This window comes from Curtobacterium sp. MCBA15_005 (assembly GCF_001864855.1).
Taxonomy (GTDB): domain Bacteria; phylum Actinomycetota; class Actinomycetes; order Actinomycetales; family Microbacteriaceae; genus Curtobacterium; species Curtobacterium flaccumfaciens.
This window is the reverse complement of sequence record NZ_MJGL01000003.1, coordinates 265,349-280,254: the sequence shown is the minus strand read 5'-3', so window position 1 is coordinate 280,254 and position 14,906 is coordinate 265,349. Positions and strand designations below refer to the sequence as shown.

Here is a 14,906-nt window from a genome sequence, read left to right as displayed (position 1 = left end):
CGGAAGGCCCTGCATGCGGATCCTCGTGTGGCACGTGCACGGCGGCTGGATGGACGCCTTCGTCCGCGGCCCCCACGAGTACCTCATCCCGACCACCCCGGCTCGCGACGCCTGGGGACTCGGCCGCGGTGGGCGCGACTGGCCGGACTCCGCGATCGAGATCGACCCGGCCGACGTCGCCGAGGCCGAGGTCGACGTGGTCGTCCTGCAGCGCACCGAGGAGCTCGACGAAGCCCGTCGTCTGCTCGGTGGTCGCGACGTACCGATCGTCTTCGTGGAGCACAACGCCCCCCGGGTCGACGTGCCGAACAGCCTGCACCCGATGCGCGACCGCGACGACCTGACGATCGCGCACGTGACGCACTGGAACGCCCTGATGTGGGACTGCGGCACCACCCGGACCACCGTCGTCGAGCACGGCGTCGTCGACCCCGGCCCGCTGTACACCGGTGCGCTCGAGCGCCTCGGCGTCGTCATCAACGAACCCGTCCGGCGCAACCGTGTCGTCGGCACCGACCTGCTCCCCCGATTCGCCGAGGTCGCCCCGGTCGACGTCTGGGGCATCGGCACCGAGCGGCTGCCGGAGCTCGGCTTCGGCGACCGCGTGGTCGCGCAGGGCGACGTGCAGGCCGACCCCATGCACGCGGCGCTGGCCGAACGGCGGGCCTACGTGCACCCGAACCGCTGGACCTCGCTCGGCCTGTCGCTCATCGAGTCGATGCACATGGCCATGCCGGTCCTGGTGCTCGCGACGACGGACGCTGCCCGCACGGTCCCGGGTGAGGCCGGGGCGATCGCGACCGACGTCGAGGAGCTGGTGCGGGCCTCCAGGCTGCTGCTGGAGGACCCGGACGAGGCGCGTCGACGGGGACTCGTGGCGCGGGAGGCCGTGCTCGCACGGCACGCGCTCGGTCGTTTCCTGGCCGACTGGGACGACCTGCTCGACGACGCCGTCGCGCGCGGTGTGCGACGGAACCGTGCGGCGGGAGCCGCGCTCGAAGGGAGCCTCGGATGAAGATCGCCATGGTGTCCGAGCACGCGAGTCCGCTCGCCGTGCTCGGCGGGGTCGACGCCGGTGGGCAGAACGTCCACGTCGCCGAACTGTCCGGTGCGCTGGCCGACCGCGGCCACCACGTGACCGTCTACACGCGGCGCGACGACGCGTCGCAACCCGTCCGTGTGCCCCTGCGCCCCGGTGTGGACGTCGTGCACGTCGACGCCGGTCCGGCGCGTGCCGTGCCGAAGGACGAGCTGTTCCCGTTCATGGGGACGTTCGCGTCGGTGCTCGCCGCCGAGTGGTTCCTCGACCGTCCCGACGTGGTGCACGCGCACTTCTGGATGTCCGGCCACGCCGCCCTCGACGCGGTGACGCAGGTGCAGGCCCGGACCGGTGGGGTGCGGATCCCGGTGGTGCAGACCTTCCACGCCCTGGGTGTCGTGAAACGCCGGCACCAGGGAGCCGCGGACACCAGCCCGGCCGAGCGCGAATGGGTCGAACCCGCCGTCGGCCGGAGCGTCGACCAGGTCGTCGCGACGTGCTCGGACGAGGCGTTCGAGCTCAAGGCCCTCGGCGTCCCGCTGCACCGCATCTCCGTCGTGCCGTGCGGCGTCGACGTGTCGCTCTTCCGTCCGGACGGCCCCGTCGAAGAGCGCGACCGTCCGCTCCGGGTGCTCACCGCCTCACGGCTCGTGCAGCGGAAGGGCGTCGGGACGACGATCGCCGCTCTCGCCGCGCTGGTCGAACAGGGCCGTGACGTCGAGCTCGTCGTCGTGGGCGGTGCCGGTGTCGCCGGTGCCGACCTGGTGGACGACCCCGAGTACCAGCGCCTCGACACCCTCGCCCGGTCGCTCGGCGTGCGCGACCACGTGACCTTCCGCGGGCAGCTCGGGCAGCACGACATGCCCGCCGTCTACCGCAGCGCCGACGTCGTCGTCTGCGCCCCCTGGTACGAGCCGTTCGGCATCGTGCCACTCGAGGCGATGGCCTGCGGCCGCCCGGTGGTCGCGTCGAGCGTCGGCGGGCTCATCGACACCGTCGTCGAGGACGCCACCGGCCTGCACGTGCCGCCGCGCGACGAGACCGCGGTCGCCGAGGCCGTCGGCGCACTGCTCGACGACCCGGAGCGCCGCGAGGCGTACGGCCGTGCCGGTCGACAGCGCGCCGAGTCCCGCTACACCTGGCAGAAGGTCGCCGCCGACAGCGAACGCGTCTACGAGCGCCTGCTCGCCGGCGCGACCTCGTCCGCCAGCACCACCGGGCCCGCCGCCGGCCGCTCGCGCACCACCCACGCCGGCCGGGTCACCCGCGCCGCGCAGTCGACGGAGAGGACCGCACGATGACCATCGACCAGCAGACCGGGCTCGAGGACCGCGCCGTCACCGACAGCGCCCGCGTCGTCGTCGACCACGTCGCGGCGTCGGTCCCCGTGATCGCCTCCCTCGTCGACCACCGGGACCACATCGCCGAGTGGGCGGACGACATCGCCGGGCGGCTCGTCGCCGGACGTCGGCTGCTCGCCGCGGGCAACGGCGGCTCGGCTGCCGAGGCGCAGCACCTGACGTCCGAGCTCACCGGCCGTTTCGAGGGCGACCGACCGGCGTACTCGGCCATCTCGCTGCACGCCGAGACCTCGGCGGTGACCGCCATCGGGAACGACTACGGCTACGACCAGGTGTTCGCGCGGCAGGTGTCGGCGCACGCCCGTGCCGGTGACGTCCTCGTGCTGCTGTCGACGAGCGGCAAGAGCCCGAACCTGCTGCGGGCCGCCGAGGCCGCACGTGCCGTGGGCGCCCGCTCCCTCGCGCTGACCGGGTCCGGACCGAACCCGCTCGCCGACCTGGTCGACGACGCGATCTGCATCGAGGGGCCGTCCGCCAACGTGCAGGAGGCGCAGCTCGTCCTGGTGCACGCGCTCTGCAAGGCGATGGAGCCGACGCTGCGTCGCGGGGGCCGTCGATGAGCGGCCCCGCTGCCGTCGCACCGCGTTCCGGCGCCGCCGGTGGCCGTACCGCCGGACCGCGCTTCCGCATCGCCGTCGTCGGGGACACCCTGCTCGACGTCGACGTGTCGGGCACGAGCGAGCGGCTGAGCCCGGACGCCCCCGTCCCCGTGGTGGACGTCGCCACCGACGACCGCCGTGCCGGTGGCGCCGGACTCGTCGCGACGATGCTCGCCCGCGACGGCCACGACGTCACCCTGGTCACCGTCCTGAGCGACGACGGCCGTGCCCAGGAGATCCGTGACCTGCTGCCCGACGTCACGATCGTCGCCGGGCCCTCCGGCGTCCCCACCCCCGTGAAGACCCGCGTGCGCGTCGTCGACCACGCCCTCGTCCGGATCGACGAGGGCTGCGCGACCCCGCCCGTGCCCGAGGCCACCGACGCGATGACCGCCGCCCTCGACGGGGTCGACGCGATCGTCGTCGCCGACTACGGCCGCGGGGTCGCCGCTGCCCCGGCACTCCGTGACGCCCTCACCCGTGCGGCCGAGCGCCTGCCGGTGGTCTGGGACCCGCACCCCAAGGGCGCCGCCCCCGTCCCCGGCACCACCGTCGCCACCCCGAACGCTGCCGAGGCGCGACGCTTCACCGACGTCGAGGGACACGGTGTGCCCTTCGCGACCGTCGCCGCCGCCCGGCTCGTCGAGCAGTGGCAGGCCGGCGCCGTCGCCGTGACGATGGGTGACCGCGGTGCGCTGCTCGCCGACGCCCAGGGCGACAGCCGCTTCGTGCCCGCTCCGTCCGTCAGCGCCGGGGACCCCTGCGGTGCCGGCGACCGGCTCGCCGCGGGCGTCGCCGTCGCACTGGCATCCGGCGCGGACGTCCCCGAGGCCGTCTCCGCCGGCGTGGTCGCCGCGTCCGAGTACCTGGCCGCCGGCGGCGTCACCGCGCTCTTCGCCGACGACGGCCCCGCACCGCTCGCCGTGCCCGGGGCCGACCGGGACGCCATGCGCCTGGTGCACGACGTCCGGAGCGCCGGCGGCACCGTCGTCGCCACCGGAGGCTGCTTCGACCTGCTGCACGCCGGGCACGCCCGCACCCTGTCGGCCGCACGTGCACTCGGCGACTGCCTGGTCGTGTGCCTCAACTCGGACTCGTCGGTCCGCGCACTGAAGGGCCCGGACCGTCCGATCATGACCCAGGACGACCGGGTCGAGCTGCTCCTGGCACTCGACTGCGTCGACGCCGTCGTGGTGTTCGACGAGTCCACCCCCGACGAGGCCCTGCGCCGCTTCCGCCCGGACGTCTGGGCGAAGGGCGGCGACTACACCGCGAGCGAACTGCCCGAGACGGCGACCCTCGCCGAGTGGGGTGGCCGAGTCGTCACCGTGCCGTTCCACCCGGGCCGCTCGACCACCCGGCTCGCCGCCGCGATCGAACGCGTCGGCTGAGCGTCCGCTCGCCGTTCCACACCCGCTCGACCACTTCCCGCACCACTACGCAAAGGACATCCATGCCCGTCCCCACCACCCCCATCGGCCGCGTCCTCGTCACCGGCGGCGCCTCCGGACTCGGAGCCGCCGTCGTGGCCGCCGTCACCGAGGCCGGCGGCACCCCGATCGTCCTCGACCTGCGGATCGACGCCGTCCCCGAGGGCGTCGACGCCGTCGCCGTGGACGTCTCGGACACCGACGCCGTCGAGCAGGCGGTCCGTGACGCCGCCGAGCGGCACGGTGGCCTCGACGCCGTCGTCACCGCCGCGGGTATCGACACCCCCGCCCCGATCGACGCGATCTCGTCCGGCAAGTGGGAGCAGATCGTCGGCGTCAACCTGATCGGCACCGCGTCGACCGTGCGCGCCGCCCTGCCCGCCCTCGAGGCCACGCACGGCCGCGTCGTCACCATCTCCTCGTCGCTCGCCCTGCGCGGCGTCGGCGACGGGACCGCGTACTCGGCGTCGAAGTTCGGCGTCCGCGGGTTCTCGCAGGCGCTGGCCGCCGAGACCGCCGGTCGCATCGGCGTGACCAACATCATCCCCGCCGGGATGCGCACGAACTTCTTCGCCGACCGGACCGAGCAGTACAAGCCGGGACCGGACGCGCAGCTCATCGAGCCGGAGTACGTCGCGAACTCGATCATCTTCGCGTTGTCGCAGCCGGCCGGCTGCGAGATCCGCGAGCTGTCGATCATGCCGGCGACGGAGCCGAGCTGGCCGTAGCCGCTCGCCGCTGACGGACGGGAGGCGCGGTGCCGGCTGGCACCGCGCCTCCCGTGTGTCCGTGTGCCGGGCGCTGGTGCGCGCTTCCGCACCCCGTGCGAGGGCTGGAGCGTCCCACGGAGTGTGGAACCTCGCACCGGGCGCTCGTGGCGCCGTGCGGCGCGGCCTGGAGGCGCGTGCCGGGCTGGCACCGCGCCTCCCGGCCGTCAGGCGGTCGCGTCCGCCGCTCGGTGCGCGCTTCCGCACTCCGTGCGAGGGCAGGAGCGTCGCACGGAGTGTGGAACCTCGCACCGGGCGGTCGTGACGCGCCCCGGCGCGGCCTGGAGGCGCGTGCCGGGCTGGCACCGCGCCTCCCGGCCGTCCGACGGTCGCGTCCACCGCTCGGTGCGCGCTTCCGCACCCCGTGCGAGGCCCGGAGCGTCCCACGGAGCGTGGAACCTCGCACCGGGCGCTCGTGACGCCACATGGGGCGGCCTGGAGGCGCGTGCCGGGCTGGCACCGCGCCTCCCGGCCGTCCGCCGGTCCGTCCACCGCTTGGTGCGCGCTTCCGCACTCCGTGCGAGGCCCGGAGCGTCCCACGGAGTGTGGAACCTCGCACTGGGCGGTCGTGGCGCGCCCCGGCGCGGCCTGGAGGCGCGTGCCGGGCTGGCACCGCGCCTCCCGACCGTCCGACGGTCGCGTCCACCGCTCGGTGCGCGCTTCCGCACTCCGTGCGAGGGCCGGAGCGTCCCACGGAGTGTGGAACCTCGCACCGGGCGCTCGTGGCGCCGCGCGCAGCGTCAGACGGTGCGGAGCAGGTCCTCGACGTCGGCGAGGACGGCCTCCGGCTCGACCTGGTCCACGTACGACGGGTCGTGCTCACACCGCTCGGCGGTCCAGCCGACCTGGGTGACGTCGACGCCGCAGACCGGGCACTGCGTCACGAAGGACAGGTGCACCCGGTGCCGACCGCGGTCGAACGGCCCGGCGTTGATCACGTTGCCGAACCAGAACACGCCGACGGTCGGGGTGCCCACGGCGACGGCGAGGTGCCGTGGGCCGGAGTCGTCGCCGACCATGACGTCGGCGGCGGCCAGGACGTCGGGCAGTTCACGCAGCGGCAGCGACCCGGTGAGGTCGTGCACGCGTCCCCGCAGCTCGGGCGGCAGCGACGCGACGATGGCGGTCGACGCCGGCACGTCCGAGTCGTCACCCACGAGCACCACGTCGTCCCCGGCGGCGAGCCGGGCACGGGCGACCTCGGCGAAGCGGGAGGGGCTCCAGCGGCGACGCGGGTCGGTGGCGCCGGGGTGGATCGCGACGAGTCGTCCCCGGACCCCGAGGCGCTGCCGGACCCCGGCCCGCGCGGCCTCGGGGACGTGCAGTCGGGGATCGAGGGTGACCGGTTCGGCGCCGGCGAGCGAGGCCACCTCGAGCGCCCGGACGACCTCGTGCTGGTAGTAGACGTAGCGGACCCAGCGTTCCAGGACCTCGGCGTCCTCGGTGGCGGTGCCCACGGTGTGACGGGCGCCGAGCCGGAGCAGGAACGGGTTCGAGTTGCGGCCACCGCCGTGCACCTGCACCGCGAGGTCGAAGCGCCCGTGCAGCCGGTCGAAGAACTCCTGCTCGGTCGGTGCGCCCTCGCCGGAGTCCCGGACGCCGGGGACGACGGGGAGCTCCTCGAAGGCGTGGACGGCGTCGGTGCGACCCTCGAGCACCGGCCGCGCCGACGGTGCCCCGAGCAGCGAGATCCGGGCTCCGGGGTACGCGGCGGCCAGGGCCTCGACCGCCGGGAGGGCGAACATCAGGTCGCCCAGTCCCCCACCGCGGAGCACCGCGATCTCGCCGACACCGTCGAACCGTTCTCCGCCCACACCGATCTGTTGCACAGCTCCACGTCTACCGGTCGGACCCGTCCGGACGCCCAGCAGCGCCCCCGGATGGACGAGAAGCGCGATGCCGTGACCGCACACAGCGGAGCACGAGCACCGTGTGAGGCCCCGCCCGCCTCCGGAAGGACCCCATGACGATCGCACCCCCCGCCGCCGACGACCTCGTGGTGACCGACCCCGTGAACGGATCGATCGCGTCCACCGTGCGCCGCTCGACCGAGGACGACGTCCGCAACGCCGTCGCCCGTGCCCGTGCCGCTGCCGGTGCCTGGGCCCGGACCGCGCCGGCCGAGCGCGGTGCACTGCTGCACGCCGCGGCCGAGCACCTCCGTGCGCACGCGCAGGAGCTGGCGGACCTGAACACGCGCGAGACCGGCAAGGTGCCCGGTGACGCCCTCGGTGGGGTCGAGGCCGGCATCGGCACGCTCGTGCAGTACGCCGAGCTCGGGCCGGTGCACCGGGGTGAGGCCCTGCGCGGGCAGTTCGGTGCCGCCGACTGGTCGGTGCCGCACCCGCGCGGGGTGGTGCTCGCCCTGACGCCGTGGAACGACCCGGTCGCCGTGGCCTGCGGGATCCTCGGAGCAGCGATCGTCACGGGCAACACGGTGGTGCACAAGGGCAGCGAACGGTGCCCCGCGACCTTCGCCCGGCTCAACGCGCTGCTCGCCGAGGTCCTGCCGGACGGTGTGCTCATCGGCGTCGACGGCGACGCGACCACCGGCGAGCAGCTCCTGGCGCAGGAGGGCATCGACGTCTACGCGCACGTCGGGTCGACCGCGACCGGTGACCGCCTGAGCGAGGTGGCCGCGACCACCCGCGCCCACGTCATCCGCGAGAACGGCGGCAACGACCCCGTCGTCGTCGACGCCGACGTCGACCCGGAGTGGGCCGCCGCACAGGTCGCCCTCGGCGCCTTCGCGAACACCGGCCAGATCTGCACCAGCGTCGAGCGGGTGTACGTGCACCAGGACGTCGCCGAGCCCTTCGTCGCCGCGCTGGTCGCCGAGGCGGAGCGCCGCACGGCCGCACCCGCAGCCGAGTTCGGGCCGCTCGTGGACGACCGGCTGCGCGGGCTCGTGCAGCACCACGTCGACGACGCGATCGCCCGCGGCGCGGTCGCCCGGACCGGCGGCGTCACGCCCGGCGGGCTCGGGTCGTTCTACCCGGCGACCGTCCTGACCGACTGCGCGGACGACATGCTCGTGCTGACCGAGGAGACCTTCGGCCCGATCGCCCCGGTGCGCGTGGTGTCGGACTTCGCGGAGGGCCTCCGGCTCGCCGCGGCCGACCGCTACGGCCTCGCAGCCACGGTGCTCACGAACGACACCGCACACGCGCTCCGTGCCGCGGCCGAGCTGCCCGTCGGCACCGTCAAGGTGAACGCCGTGTTCGGTGGCGCTCCGGGCGGCAGCGCCCAGCCCCGCGGTGCCTCGGGCGCCGGGTTCGGGTACGGCCCGCACCTGCTCGACGAGATGACGACCACGACCGTGGTGCACCTCGAGGCCGCGCCGCCGCGCCGCACCGTCGAGCCGTCGACGGAAGCAGCCGGCAGCACCGCAGCCACCGGCAGCACCGGCGCCGCAGCAGGCGCCACCGGCCCCGCAGCCGCTGCCGGCGCCACCGCCGGCAGCGCCGACACCGTGGGAGGCACCCGATGACCGCCGACGTCCGGCTGGTCCGTGACCTCGTCGCGACGATCGACGACCGCGAGCCCCTCGTCGTCGTCATCGGCGACTGCATCCTCGACCGCTGGACCGTCGGCGAGGCCGAGCGGGTCTCCCGCGAGGCCCCGGCCCCCGTCGTCCGCGTCACCGAGACCATCGCGGTGCCGGGCGGCGCGGCGAACACGGCCGTGAACGCCCGTGCCCTGGGCGCCCGGGTCCGCATGGTGGGGCTCATCGGTGACGACGAGGCCGGTGACGTCCTGCGCCAGCGACTCGAGGCAGCCGGCGTCGACACGTCGTTCCTGGTCGAGATCCCCGGCGCCCGCACCACGACGAAGTCGCGCGTGGTCGGCGGTGACCGCGTCGTGGTCCGGGTCGACGAGCTGGCCGCGACCCCGACCGCAGAACACGGCGAACGCCTCGCCCGCTCCGTGGCCCGTGCCATCCGGTGCGCCGACGCCGCCGTCGTGTGCGACTACGGCCTGGGCGTCCGCCCCGAGGACGTCGTGCCCATGCTCGACCGTGACCGCCCCGGCGCCGTCGTCGTCGACGCGCACGACCTGACCCGCTGGGCCGCGCTGCACCCCGACCTCGTCACGCCGAACGCCGGTGAGACCGCCGCACTGCTCGGCACGGAGCTCGGCACCGGTGCCGACCGCGTCGGCACCGTCGTCGCAGCCCGTGCCGACGTGCTCGCCCGCAGCGGTGCCCGTGCCGCGGTGGTCACGCTCGACCGCGACGGCACCGTGGTGCTCGAGCCCGGCTCCGACCAGGGGTTCCGCACGCGTGCGACGCCAGCCTCGGAGCAGCAGGCCTCCGGCGCCGGTGACACCTTCTGCGCCGCCGCGACCGTCGCCCTCGCCGTGCAGGCACCCCTGCGCGACGCCGTCGCGGTCGCCCAGGCCGCTGCCGACGTCGTCGTCCGCGAGGCCGGCACGTCCGTCTGCACCGCCGCCGCCCTGCTCGACTCCGTGACCGCGCCGGCGGCGACCGTCGTCGACCACGACGAGCTCGCCACCGCGGTCGAGGCCGCACGGCAGGCCGGCCGACGCGTGGTCTTCACGAACGGCTGCTTCGACGTGGTGCACCGCGGGCACACCACCTACCTGCGCCAGGCCCGTGACCTGGGCGACCTGCTCGTCGTCGCCCTGAACGACGACGACTCGGTGCGCCGGCTGAAGGGTCCGGAGCGGCCGATCAACCCGGCCGAGGACCGCGCCGGCGTGCTCGCCGCGCTGGCCTGCGTCGACCTGGTCACGGTGTTCGCGACGGACACCCCCATCCCGCTCATCGAGCGGCTGCGCCCCGAGGTCTACGTCAAGGGCGGGGACTACTCCCCCGAGATGCTGACCGAGACCGAGGTCGTGCGCGGCTACGGCGGCGAGGTCGTCATGGTCGACTACGTGCCCGAGCACTCCACCAGCGCCGTCGTGCGCCGGATCCGCGAAGCCGCTGCGCGGCCCGAACCGGACCCGGCACCGTGACCGCCCGCTGGTCCGGGTCCTGGGCGAAGGCCCCCGATCCAGCGGACACGAGCACGGTCGACGTCGACGTGCTCATCCCGACCGTCGGCAGGCCGGCCGAGCTCGCCACGACGCTCGCCGGCCTCGCCGCCCAGACCGACGTCGACCTGCGCGTCGTCCTGAGCGACCAGTCCGCGGACGGAGACGCCGCCAGCGCGCCGGCGGTCGCCGCGATGCTCCGCGTCCTGGAGGCGCAGGGCCGGCCCGTCACGCTCCTCACCCACCCGGAACGGCGTGGCCTGGCAGAGCACCGGCAGTTCCTGCTCGACCACGCCGAGGCCGCCGCGGTGCTGTTCCTCGACGACGACGTCTGGCTCGAGCCGGGGTCGATCGCGCGGATGCTCGACGCGCTCCGCACCCTGGGCTGCGGGTTCGTCGGCAGCGCCGTGCAGGGCCTGTCGTACCTGCAGGACCGCCGTCCGCACGAGACCTCGGTGTTCGAGCGGTGGGACGGCCCGGTCGTGCCCGAGGTGGTGCGCCGCGGGACCCCCGGCTTCGACCGCTGGTCGCTGCACAACGCGGCGAACCCGACGCACGTCGCCGCCGACCTCGACCTGCACCCCGGCGAGTGGGTGCCCTACCGCGTCGCGTGGGTCGGCGCCTGCGCGCTGTACGACCGTCGTGCGCTCGAGGAGGTCGGGGGCTTCCGGTTCTGGGACACCCTGCCGCCCGAGCACGCCGGCGAGGACGTCGTCGCGCAGTGGCGGGTGATGGAACGGTTCGGCGGTGCGGGCATCATGCCCTCGGGTGCCGTGCATCTGGAGGCCCCGACCACCGTCGTCGACCGCCGGGTGGACGCGCCCGACGTGGTCTTCGCGGACGGGAACGTCATACCGCGGTAGGGGGTGGTCGAGACCACCGCGGGATGGCCGGCGCGGGCCGGTTCCGTAGCGTCGTCCTCGTCGACGAGTTCCGTCGGCGGGAGGGAGCACCCCGTGTTCGACCAGATCACCCCGCTCGTCGTCGAGCTGGCCGCGAGTCCGCTCGTCTACGTCGTCCTCTTCGCCCTGTGCCTGGTGGACGGCTTCTTCCCGCCGGTGCCGAGCGAGTCCGCCCTGGTCGCGATCGCCGCCGTCGCCGCGACGTCCGGACAGCCCGTGCTCGCCGTGGTGCTCGCCGCCGCCGCCCTCGGAGCGATCGCCGGCGACTCGATCGCGTACTGGATCGGTCGCCGGATCGGGTTCGCCAGGCTGGCCCGGTCGAAGCGACCACGGATCGCAGCGGCCTTCGCGTTCGCTGAGCGGCAGATGCAGCGCCGCTCGGCCAGCCTGATCCTGACCGGGCGCTTCATCCCGGTCGGCCGGGTCGCGGTCAACATGACCGCCGGCGCGACCGGCCTGCCCTACCGCCGGTTCCTCGCGATCAGCGCGATCGCGGGTGTGGCGTGGTCGGCGGTGTCGATCGGGATCGCCCTGGCCGCGTCGAGCGTGCTGCACGAACCGATCGTCGCGGCCCTGGTGTCGATGGTGGTCGCCGCCGGGCTCGGGATCGCGGTCGACCGGGTGCTCGGTACCATCAGCCGCAGGCGCGAAGCCCGCGAGGCCCGCGCTGCCGCCGCTGCCGCTGCCGCTGCCACACCCGCCACCGCCACCGCCACCGCCCCCGAGCCCTGCCTCGTCCGAACCGGAGAGACCGCCCGCCCGTGACCGTCGTCCCGAAGCCCCGACCCACCTGGGTCCGGCCTGCCGTGCAGATCGGCTTCGTCGTCGTCGTGGTGTCCCTGTTCGCCGTCGCCGCACCCGTGACCGCGGTGTTCTACGGCGTCCCCGTGCCGCTCGCGCTGCTCGCGACCGCCGTGCTGTCGGCGAGCATCGGGCTCGCACCGCTCGTCCCCCGCACGGCGTCGGTCGCACACCTCGTCGCGCTCGCCGGCCTCGGGGTCCTGACGGCACCCGGCACCGTCGGACCCTGGCCGGTCTCGGTCACGAGCATCATCGGCCTGAGTGTGCTGCTCGTCGTGCTGGGCGTCCGCACCACCTGGCTGCTCACCGCGGTGGTCTGGGTCGCGGCGACGCTGCTCACCCTGCTGCTCATCGGCGTGACGCCCGACCGGTGGGGGCAGGTCGACGTCTGGGCGACGAGCTTCGTGGTGAGTGCCGGCGACACCCTCGTCGTGGCGGCCGCCGCGGTGGTCATCGGACAGCGCCGGACCGTGCGCGAGGAGCTCGCCGCCGCCCGCCGCGACACCGAGCTCGAGCAGGCCCGACGCCGGACGGTCGAGGAGCGCTCCCGGATCGCCCGTGAGCTCCACGACGTCGTCGCCCACAGCATGTCCGTCGTGCACATGCAGGCCGAGTCCGCCCCGTACCGCGTCGCGGACCTGCCGCCGGAGGCCCGAACCGAGTTCGCCGCGATCGCCGAGACCTCGCGCACGGCCCTGCGGGAGATGCGGCAGTTGCTCGGCACCCTGCGTGGCGACGCCGACGCCGAGCGCGCACCGCAGCCGCGGCTCGCCGACCTGCACGCGCTCGTGCAGGCCACCCGCGCGGCCGGCATCCCCGTCGAGCTCCGACTCGACGAGGGGCTCGACCCAGACCTCGACGACGTCGACCGGCTCGCGCAGCTCACCGTGTACCGGGTCGTGCAGGAGGCGCTCGGCAACGTGGCCCGGCACGCGCCCGGTGCGACCACCGTCGTGACGGTCGGGAGGCACGGGCCGGCCCTCACGGTCGAGGTCGCCAACACCGCGCCACCGGTCGGCAGCGTGCCCGGTGCGCCGCCGGACGACGGCGGCTTCGGTCTGGCGGGCATGCGCGAGCGGGTCGCCGCGCTCCGCGGCACCATCGACCACGGACCGGACCCGGACGGCGGCTTCCGCGTCGCCGTGCGCCTACCCACCCGGCCCGCCGCGACCACGTCGCAGCCGACGGCCGACGGGGCGAGCCGATGACGCGGGTGATGGTGGTCGACGACCAGCAGATGTTCCGTGTCGGACTGCGGGCGATCCTCCAGGCCCAGGACGACGTCGAGGTCGTCGGCGAGGCCGCGAACGGGGCCGAGGCGGTCGTGATGGCGATCCGGCTCCGGCCGGACGTGATCCTGATGGACGTCCGGATGCCGGACCTCGACGGGATCGAGGCGACCCGGCGGATCACCGCGGCGCCCGCGGAGTCGCCCGTCCGCGTGGTGATGCTCACGACGTTCGACATCGACGACTACGTGTTCGACGCGCTCCGTGCCGGGGCGAGCGGGTTCCTGCTCAAGGACGCGAGCGCCGAGGAGCTCGTGCAGGCCGTGCGGACCGTCGCAGCCGGCGACTCCCTGCTCGCACCGAGGGTGACCCGGCACCTCGTCGAGGCCTTCGTCGCCGATCCGCAGCCGACGGCCCCGCGGACCGAGGTGCTCGACGTGCTGACCGACCGGGAGCGCGACGTGTTCCTGCTGATGGCGCGGGGGCGGTCGAACGGTGAGATCGCGGCGGAGCTGTTCATCGCGGAGCAGACCGTGAAGACCCACGTCGGCCGGGTCCTGGCGAAGCTGCAGCTGCGGGACCGGGTACACGCCGTCGTGCTGGCCTACGAGAGCGGGCTGGTCACGCCGTCCGCGTGAGGTGCAGGCCCGAGACGTGACCGCAGACGGACAGGAGGCCCGGTGCCAGCTGGCACCGGGCCTCCTGTCAGAGGTGTGGTCGCGACTCAGGCGGCGAGGTGCGCCTGCAGGAACCAGCGGTCCTTGGTCAGCGCGCGCTCGATCTCGATCGCGACGTCCTGGCTGTTGAGGTCGACCTCGTCGAGGCCGTCGACCGCACGGCGGACCTGCAGCAGCGCGGCGTCGATCTGGGCGATCACCTCGGTGATGGTGACGTCCGAGTTCTGGAAGCCCTGCGACAGCGGCGGCAGGGTGGTGTTCGCGGCGACGGTCGCGATGCGCGAGTCGACCGGCAGGCCGAGGGCGACGATGCGCTCCGCAGCCTTGTCCGCGTAGTCCTGCGCGTGCTCGACGATCTCGTCGAGGAGCTCGTGCACGCCGACGAAGTTGCGGCCACGGACGTGCCAGTGGGCCTGCTTGCCGTTGACGACGAGCGCCTCGAGGTCGATGACGACGGGGGCGAGGAACTGCGCGACCCCGGCTGCGAGCTCCGGCGTGGTCGAGAACGGGGACGTGGTGCTGGGGGTGGTGGTGCTGCTCTGCGTGGTCATGTCGTTTCCTCCTCCGTCGTGGCTGCACCCGCGTGCCTGGCCCTGTCCGGGCCGGCGCGGTGCTGCCGATGGTCACAACCATGCCCGCCTCTCTTGCATGCCGCAAGGAAGAGCAGGCTGCCCTTACCCGCCGTACTCGACCTGGACCTGCTGGCCGGCGTCGGTGAGTTCGAGCTGCACCATCGACCGTGCGCGCTCGATCCACGGGCTGTCCGCGCACCCGATCCAGACCGAGGTGCGGGGCTCGCAGCCCGTCACGCACCACTCGGCGGCCCAGCCGGTCAGGGCGTGTGCGAGGGCTTCGCCGTGGTCCGCGAAGACCAGCGGAGCGACGGCCGAGCTGCGGGCGCTCCGGACCAGCCAGGTCACGGTGACGCGCGGCGGAGCCGGCAGGATGCGGATCTGCTCGTCGAGGGCGACCTCGACGAAGACCTGCCCGTACGCGTTCTCGGGGAGTTCCTCGAGCTGGCGGTGGATCTCGACGAGGTCCTCGGCACCGCCCGCGATGAGGATGCGTTCGCTGGGCTGTCGCCGGGTCCGTGCCATGTGGCA

14 protein-coding genes are annotated in these 14,906 nt (G+C 74.5%); 11 read left to right on the top strand and 3 right to left on the bottom strand.

Annotated features, from left to right (window positions below):
• The first annotated feature begins 13 nt into the window (after positions 1–13).
• From BIU89_RS02560 to BIU89_RS02540, 5 genes are all read left to right on the top strand, one after another.
• Entirely contained in the window at positions 14–1,015 is a 1,002-nt protein-coding gene (locus tag BIU89_RS02560; RefSeq protein ID WP_071244669.1) for a glycosyltransferase, read from the top strand.
• Entirely contained in the window at positions 1,012–2,340 is a 1,329-nt protein-coding gene (locus BIU89_RS02555; protein ID WP_071244668.1) for a glycosyltransferase, read from the top strand. The genes BIU89_RS02560 and BIU89_RS02555 overlap by 4 nt, the downstream gene beginning before the upstream one ends.
• Positions 2,337–2,960: a D-sedoheptulose-7-phosphate isomerase gene (locus tag BIU89_RS02550; RefSeq protein WP_035808290.1), complete on the top strand. Its 624-nt coding sequence runs from the start codon at positions 2,337–2,339 to the stop codon at positions 2,958–2,960. The genes BIU89_RS02555 and BIU89_RS02550 overlap by 4 nt, the downstream gene beginning before the upstream one ends.
• Positions 2,957–4,390 carry a PfkB family carbohydrate kinase gene (locus BIU89_RS02545; protein WP_232536471.1) on the top strand — a complete coding sequence of 478 codons (1,434 nt, stop codon included), beginning with the start codon at positions 2,957–2,959 and terminating at the stop codon, positions 4,388–4,390. The genes BIU89_RS02550 and BIU89_RS02545 overlap by 4 nt, the downstream gene beginning before the upstream one ends.
• A gap of 62 nt (positions 4,391–4,452) precedes the next feature.
• Complete coding sequence (locus BIU89_RS02540) at positions 4,453–5,157, top strand: SDR family oxidoreductase (protein WP_027465581.1); 705 nt, start codon at positions 4,453–4,455, stop codon at positions 5,155–5,157.
• Positions 5,158–5,936: 779 nt separating this feature from the next.
• Here the strand turns inward: BIU89_RS02540 and BIU89_RS02535 are convergent.
• On the bottom strand, positions 5,937–7,025 hold the full coding sequence (locus BIU89_RS02535; protein ID WP_071244667.1) for a glycosyltransferase family 9 protein: 1,089 nt from the start codon (positions 7,023–7,025) through the stop codon (positions 5,937–5,939).
• A 134-nt stretch (positions 7,026–7,159) separates the two neighbouring features.
• Here BIU89_RS02535 and BIU89_RS02530 point away from each other — a divergent pair, with 134 nt between their 5' ends.
• From BIU89_RS02530 to BIU89_RS02505, 6 genes are all read left to right on the top strand, one after another.
• The gene (locus tag BIU89_RS02530; protein ID WP_071244666.1) at positions 7,160–8,686 is read left to right on the top strand and encodes an aldehyde dehydrogenase family protein; all 1,527 of its coding nucleotides are present in this window, start codon (positions 7,160–7,162) and stop codon (positions 8,684–8,686) included.
• A complete protein-coding gene (gene rfaE2, locus BIU89_RS02525; RefSeq protein ID WP_071244665.1) occupies positions 8,683–10,176 on the top strand; it encodes a D-glycero-beta-D-manno-heptose 1-phosphate adenylyltransferase in 1,494 nt (497 codons plus the stop codon). Before BIU89_RS02530 ends, rfaE2 begins: the two co-directional genes overlap by 4 nt.
• Complete coding sequence (locus tag BIU89_RS02520) at positions 10,173–11,057, top strand: glycosyltransferase family 2 protein (RefSeq protein WP_071244664.1); 885 nt, start codon at positions 10,173–10,175, stop codon at positions 11,055–11,057. The genes rfaE2 and BIU89_RS02520 overlap by 4 nt, the downstream gene beginning before the upstream one ends.
• Positions 11,058–11,150: 93 nt before the next feature.
• Positions 11,151–11,861 (top strand): DedA family protein, encoded by a 711-nt coding sequence (locus BIU89_RS02515; protein WP_071244900.1) that lies wholly within the window; start codon positions 11,151–11,153, stop codon positions 11,859–11,861.
• The gene (locus BIU89_RS02510) at positions 11,858–13,105 is read left to right on the top strand and encodes a sensor histidine kinase (RefSeq protein WP_071244663.1); all 1,248 of its coding nucleotides are present in this window, start codon (positions 11,858–11,860) and stop codon (positions 13,103–13,105) included. The genes BIU89_RS02515 and BIU89_RS02510 overlap by 4 nt, the downstream gene beginning before the upstream one ends.
• The gene (locus BIU89_RS02505) at positions 13,102–13,764 is read left to right on the top strand and encodes a response regulator (protein WP_071244662.1); all 663 of its coding nucleotides are present in this window, start codon (positions 13,102–13,104) and stop codon (positions 13,762–13,764) included. Before BIU89_RS02510 ends, BIU89_RS02505 begins: the two co-directional genes overlap by 4 nt.
• 86 nt (positions 13,765–13,850) lie before the next feature.
• On the opposite strand, the gene BIU89_RS02500 is transcribed toward BIU89_RS02505, so the two are convergent.
• Both BIU89_RS02500 and BIU89_RS02495 read right to left on the bottom strand, forming a co-directional pair.
• Positions 13,851–14,354 carry a Dps family protein gene (locus tag BIU89_RS02500; RefSeq protein ID WP_071244661.1) on the bottom strand — a complete coding sequence of 168 codons (504 nt, stop codon included), beginning with the start codon at positions 14,352–14,354 and terminating at the stop codon, positions 13,851–13,853.
• A 123-nt stretch (positions 14,355–14,477) separates the two neighbouring features.
• Positions 14,478–14,900 carry an SIP domain-containing protein gene (locus tag BIU89_RS02495; RefSeq protein ID WP_071244660.1) on the bottom strand — a complete coding sequence of 141 codons (423 nt, stop codon included), beginning with the start codon at positions 14,898–14,900 and terminating at the stop codon, positions 14,478–14,480.
• Positions 14,901–14,906: the final 6 nt, after the last annotated feature.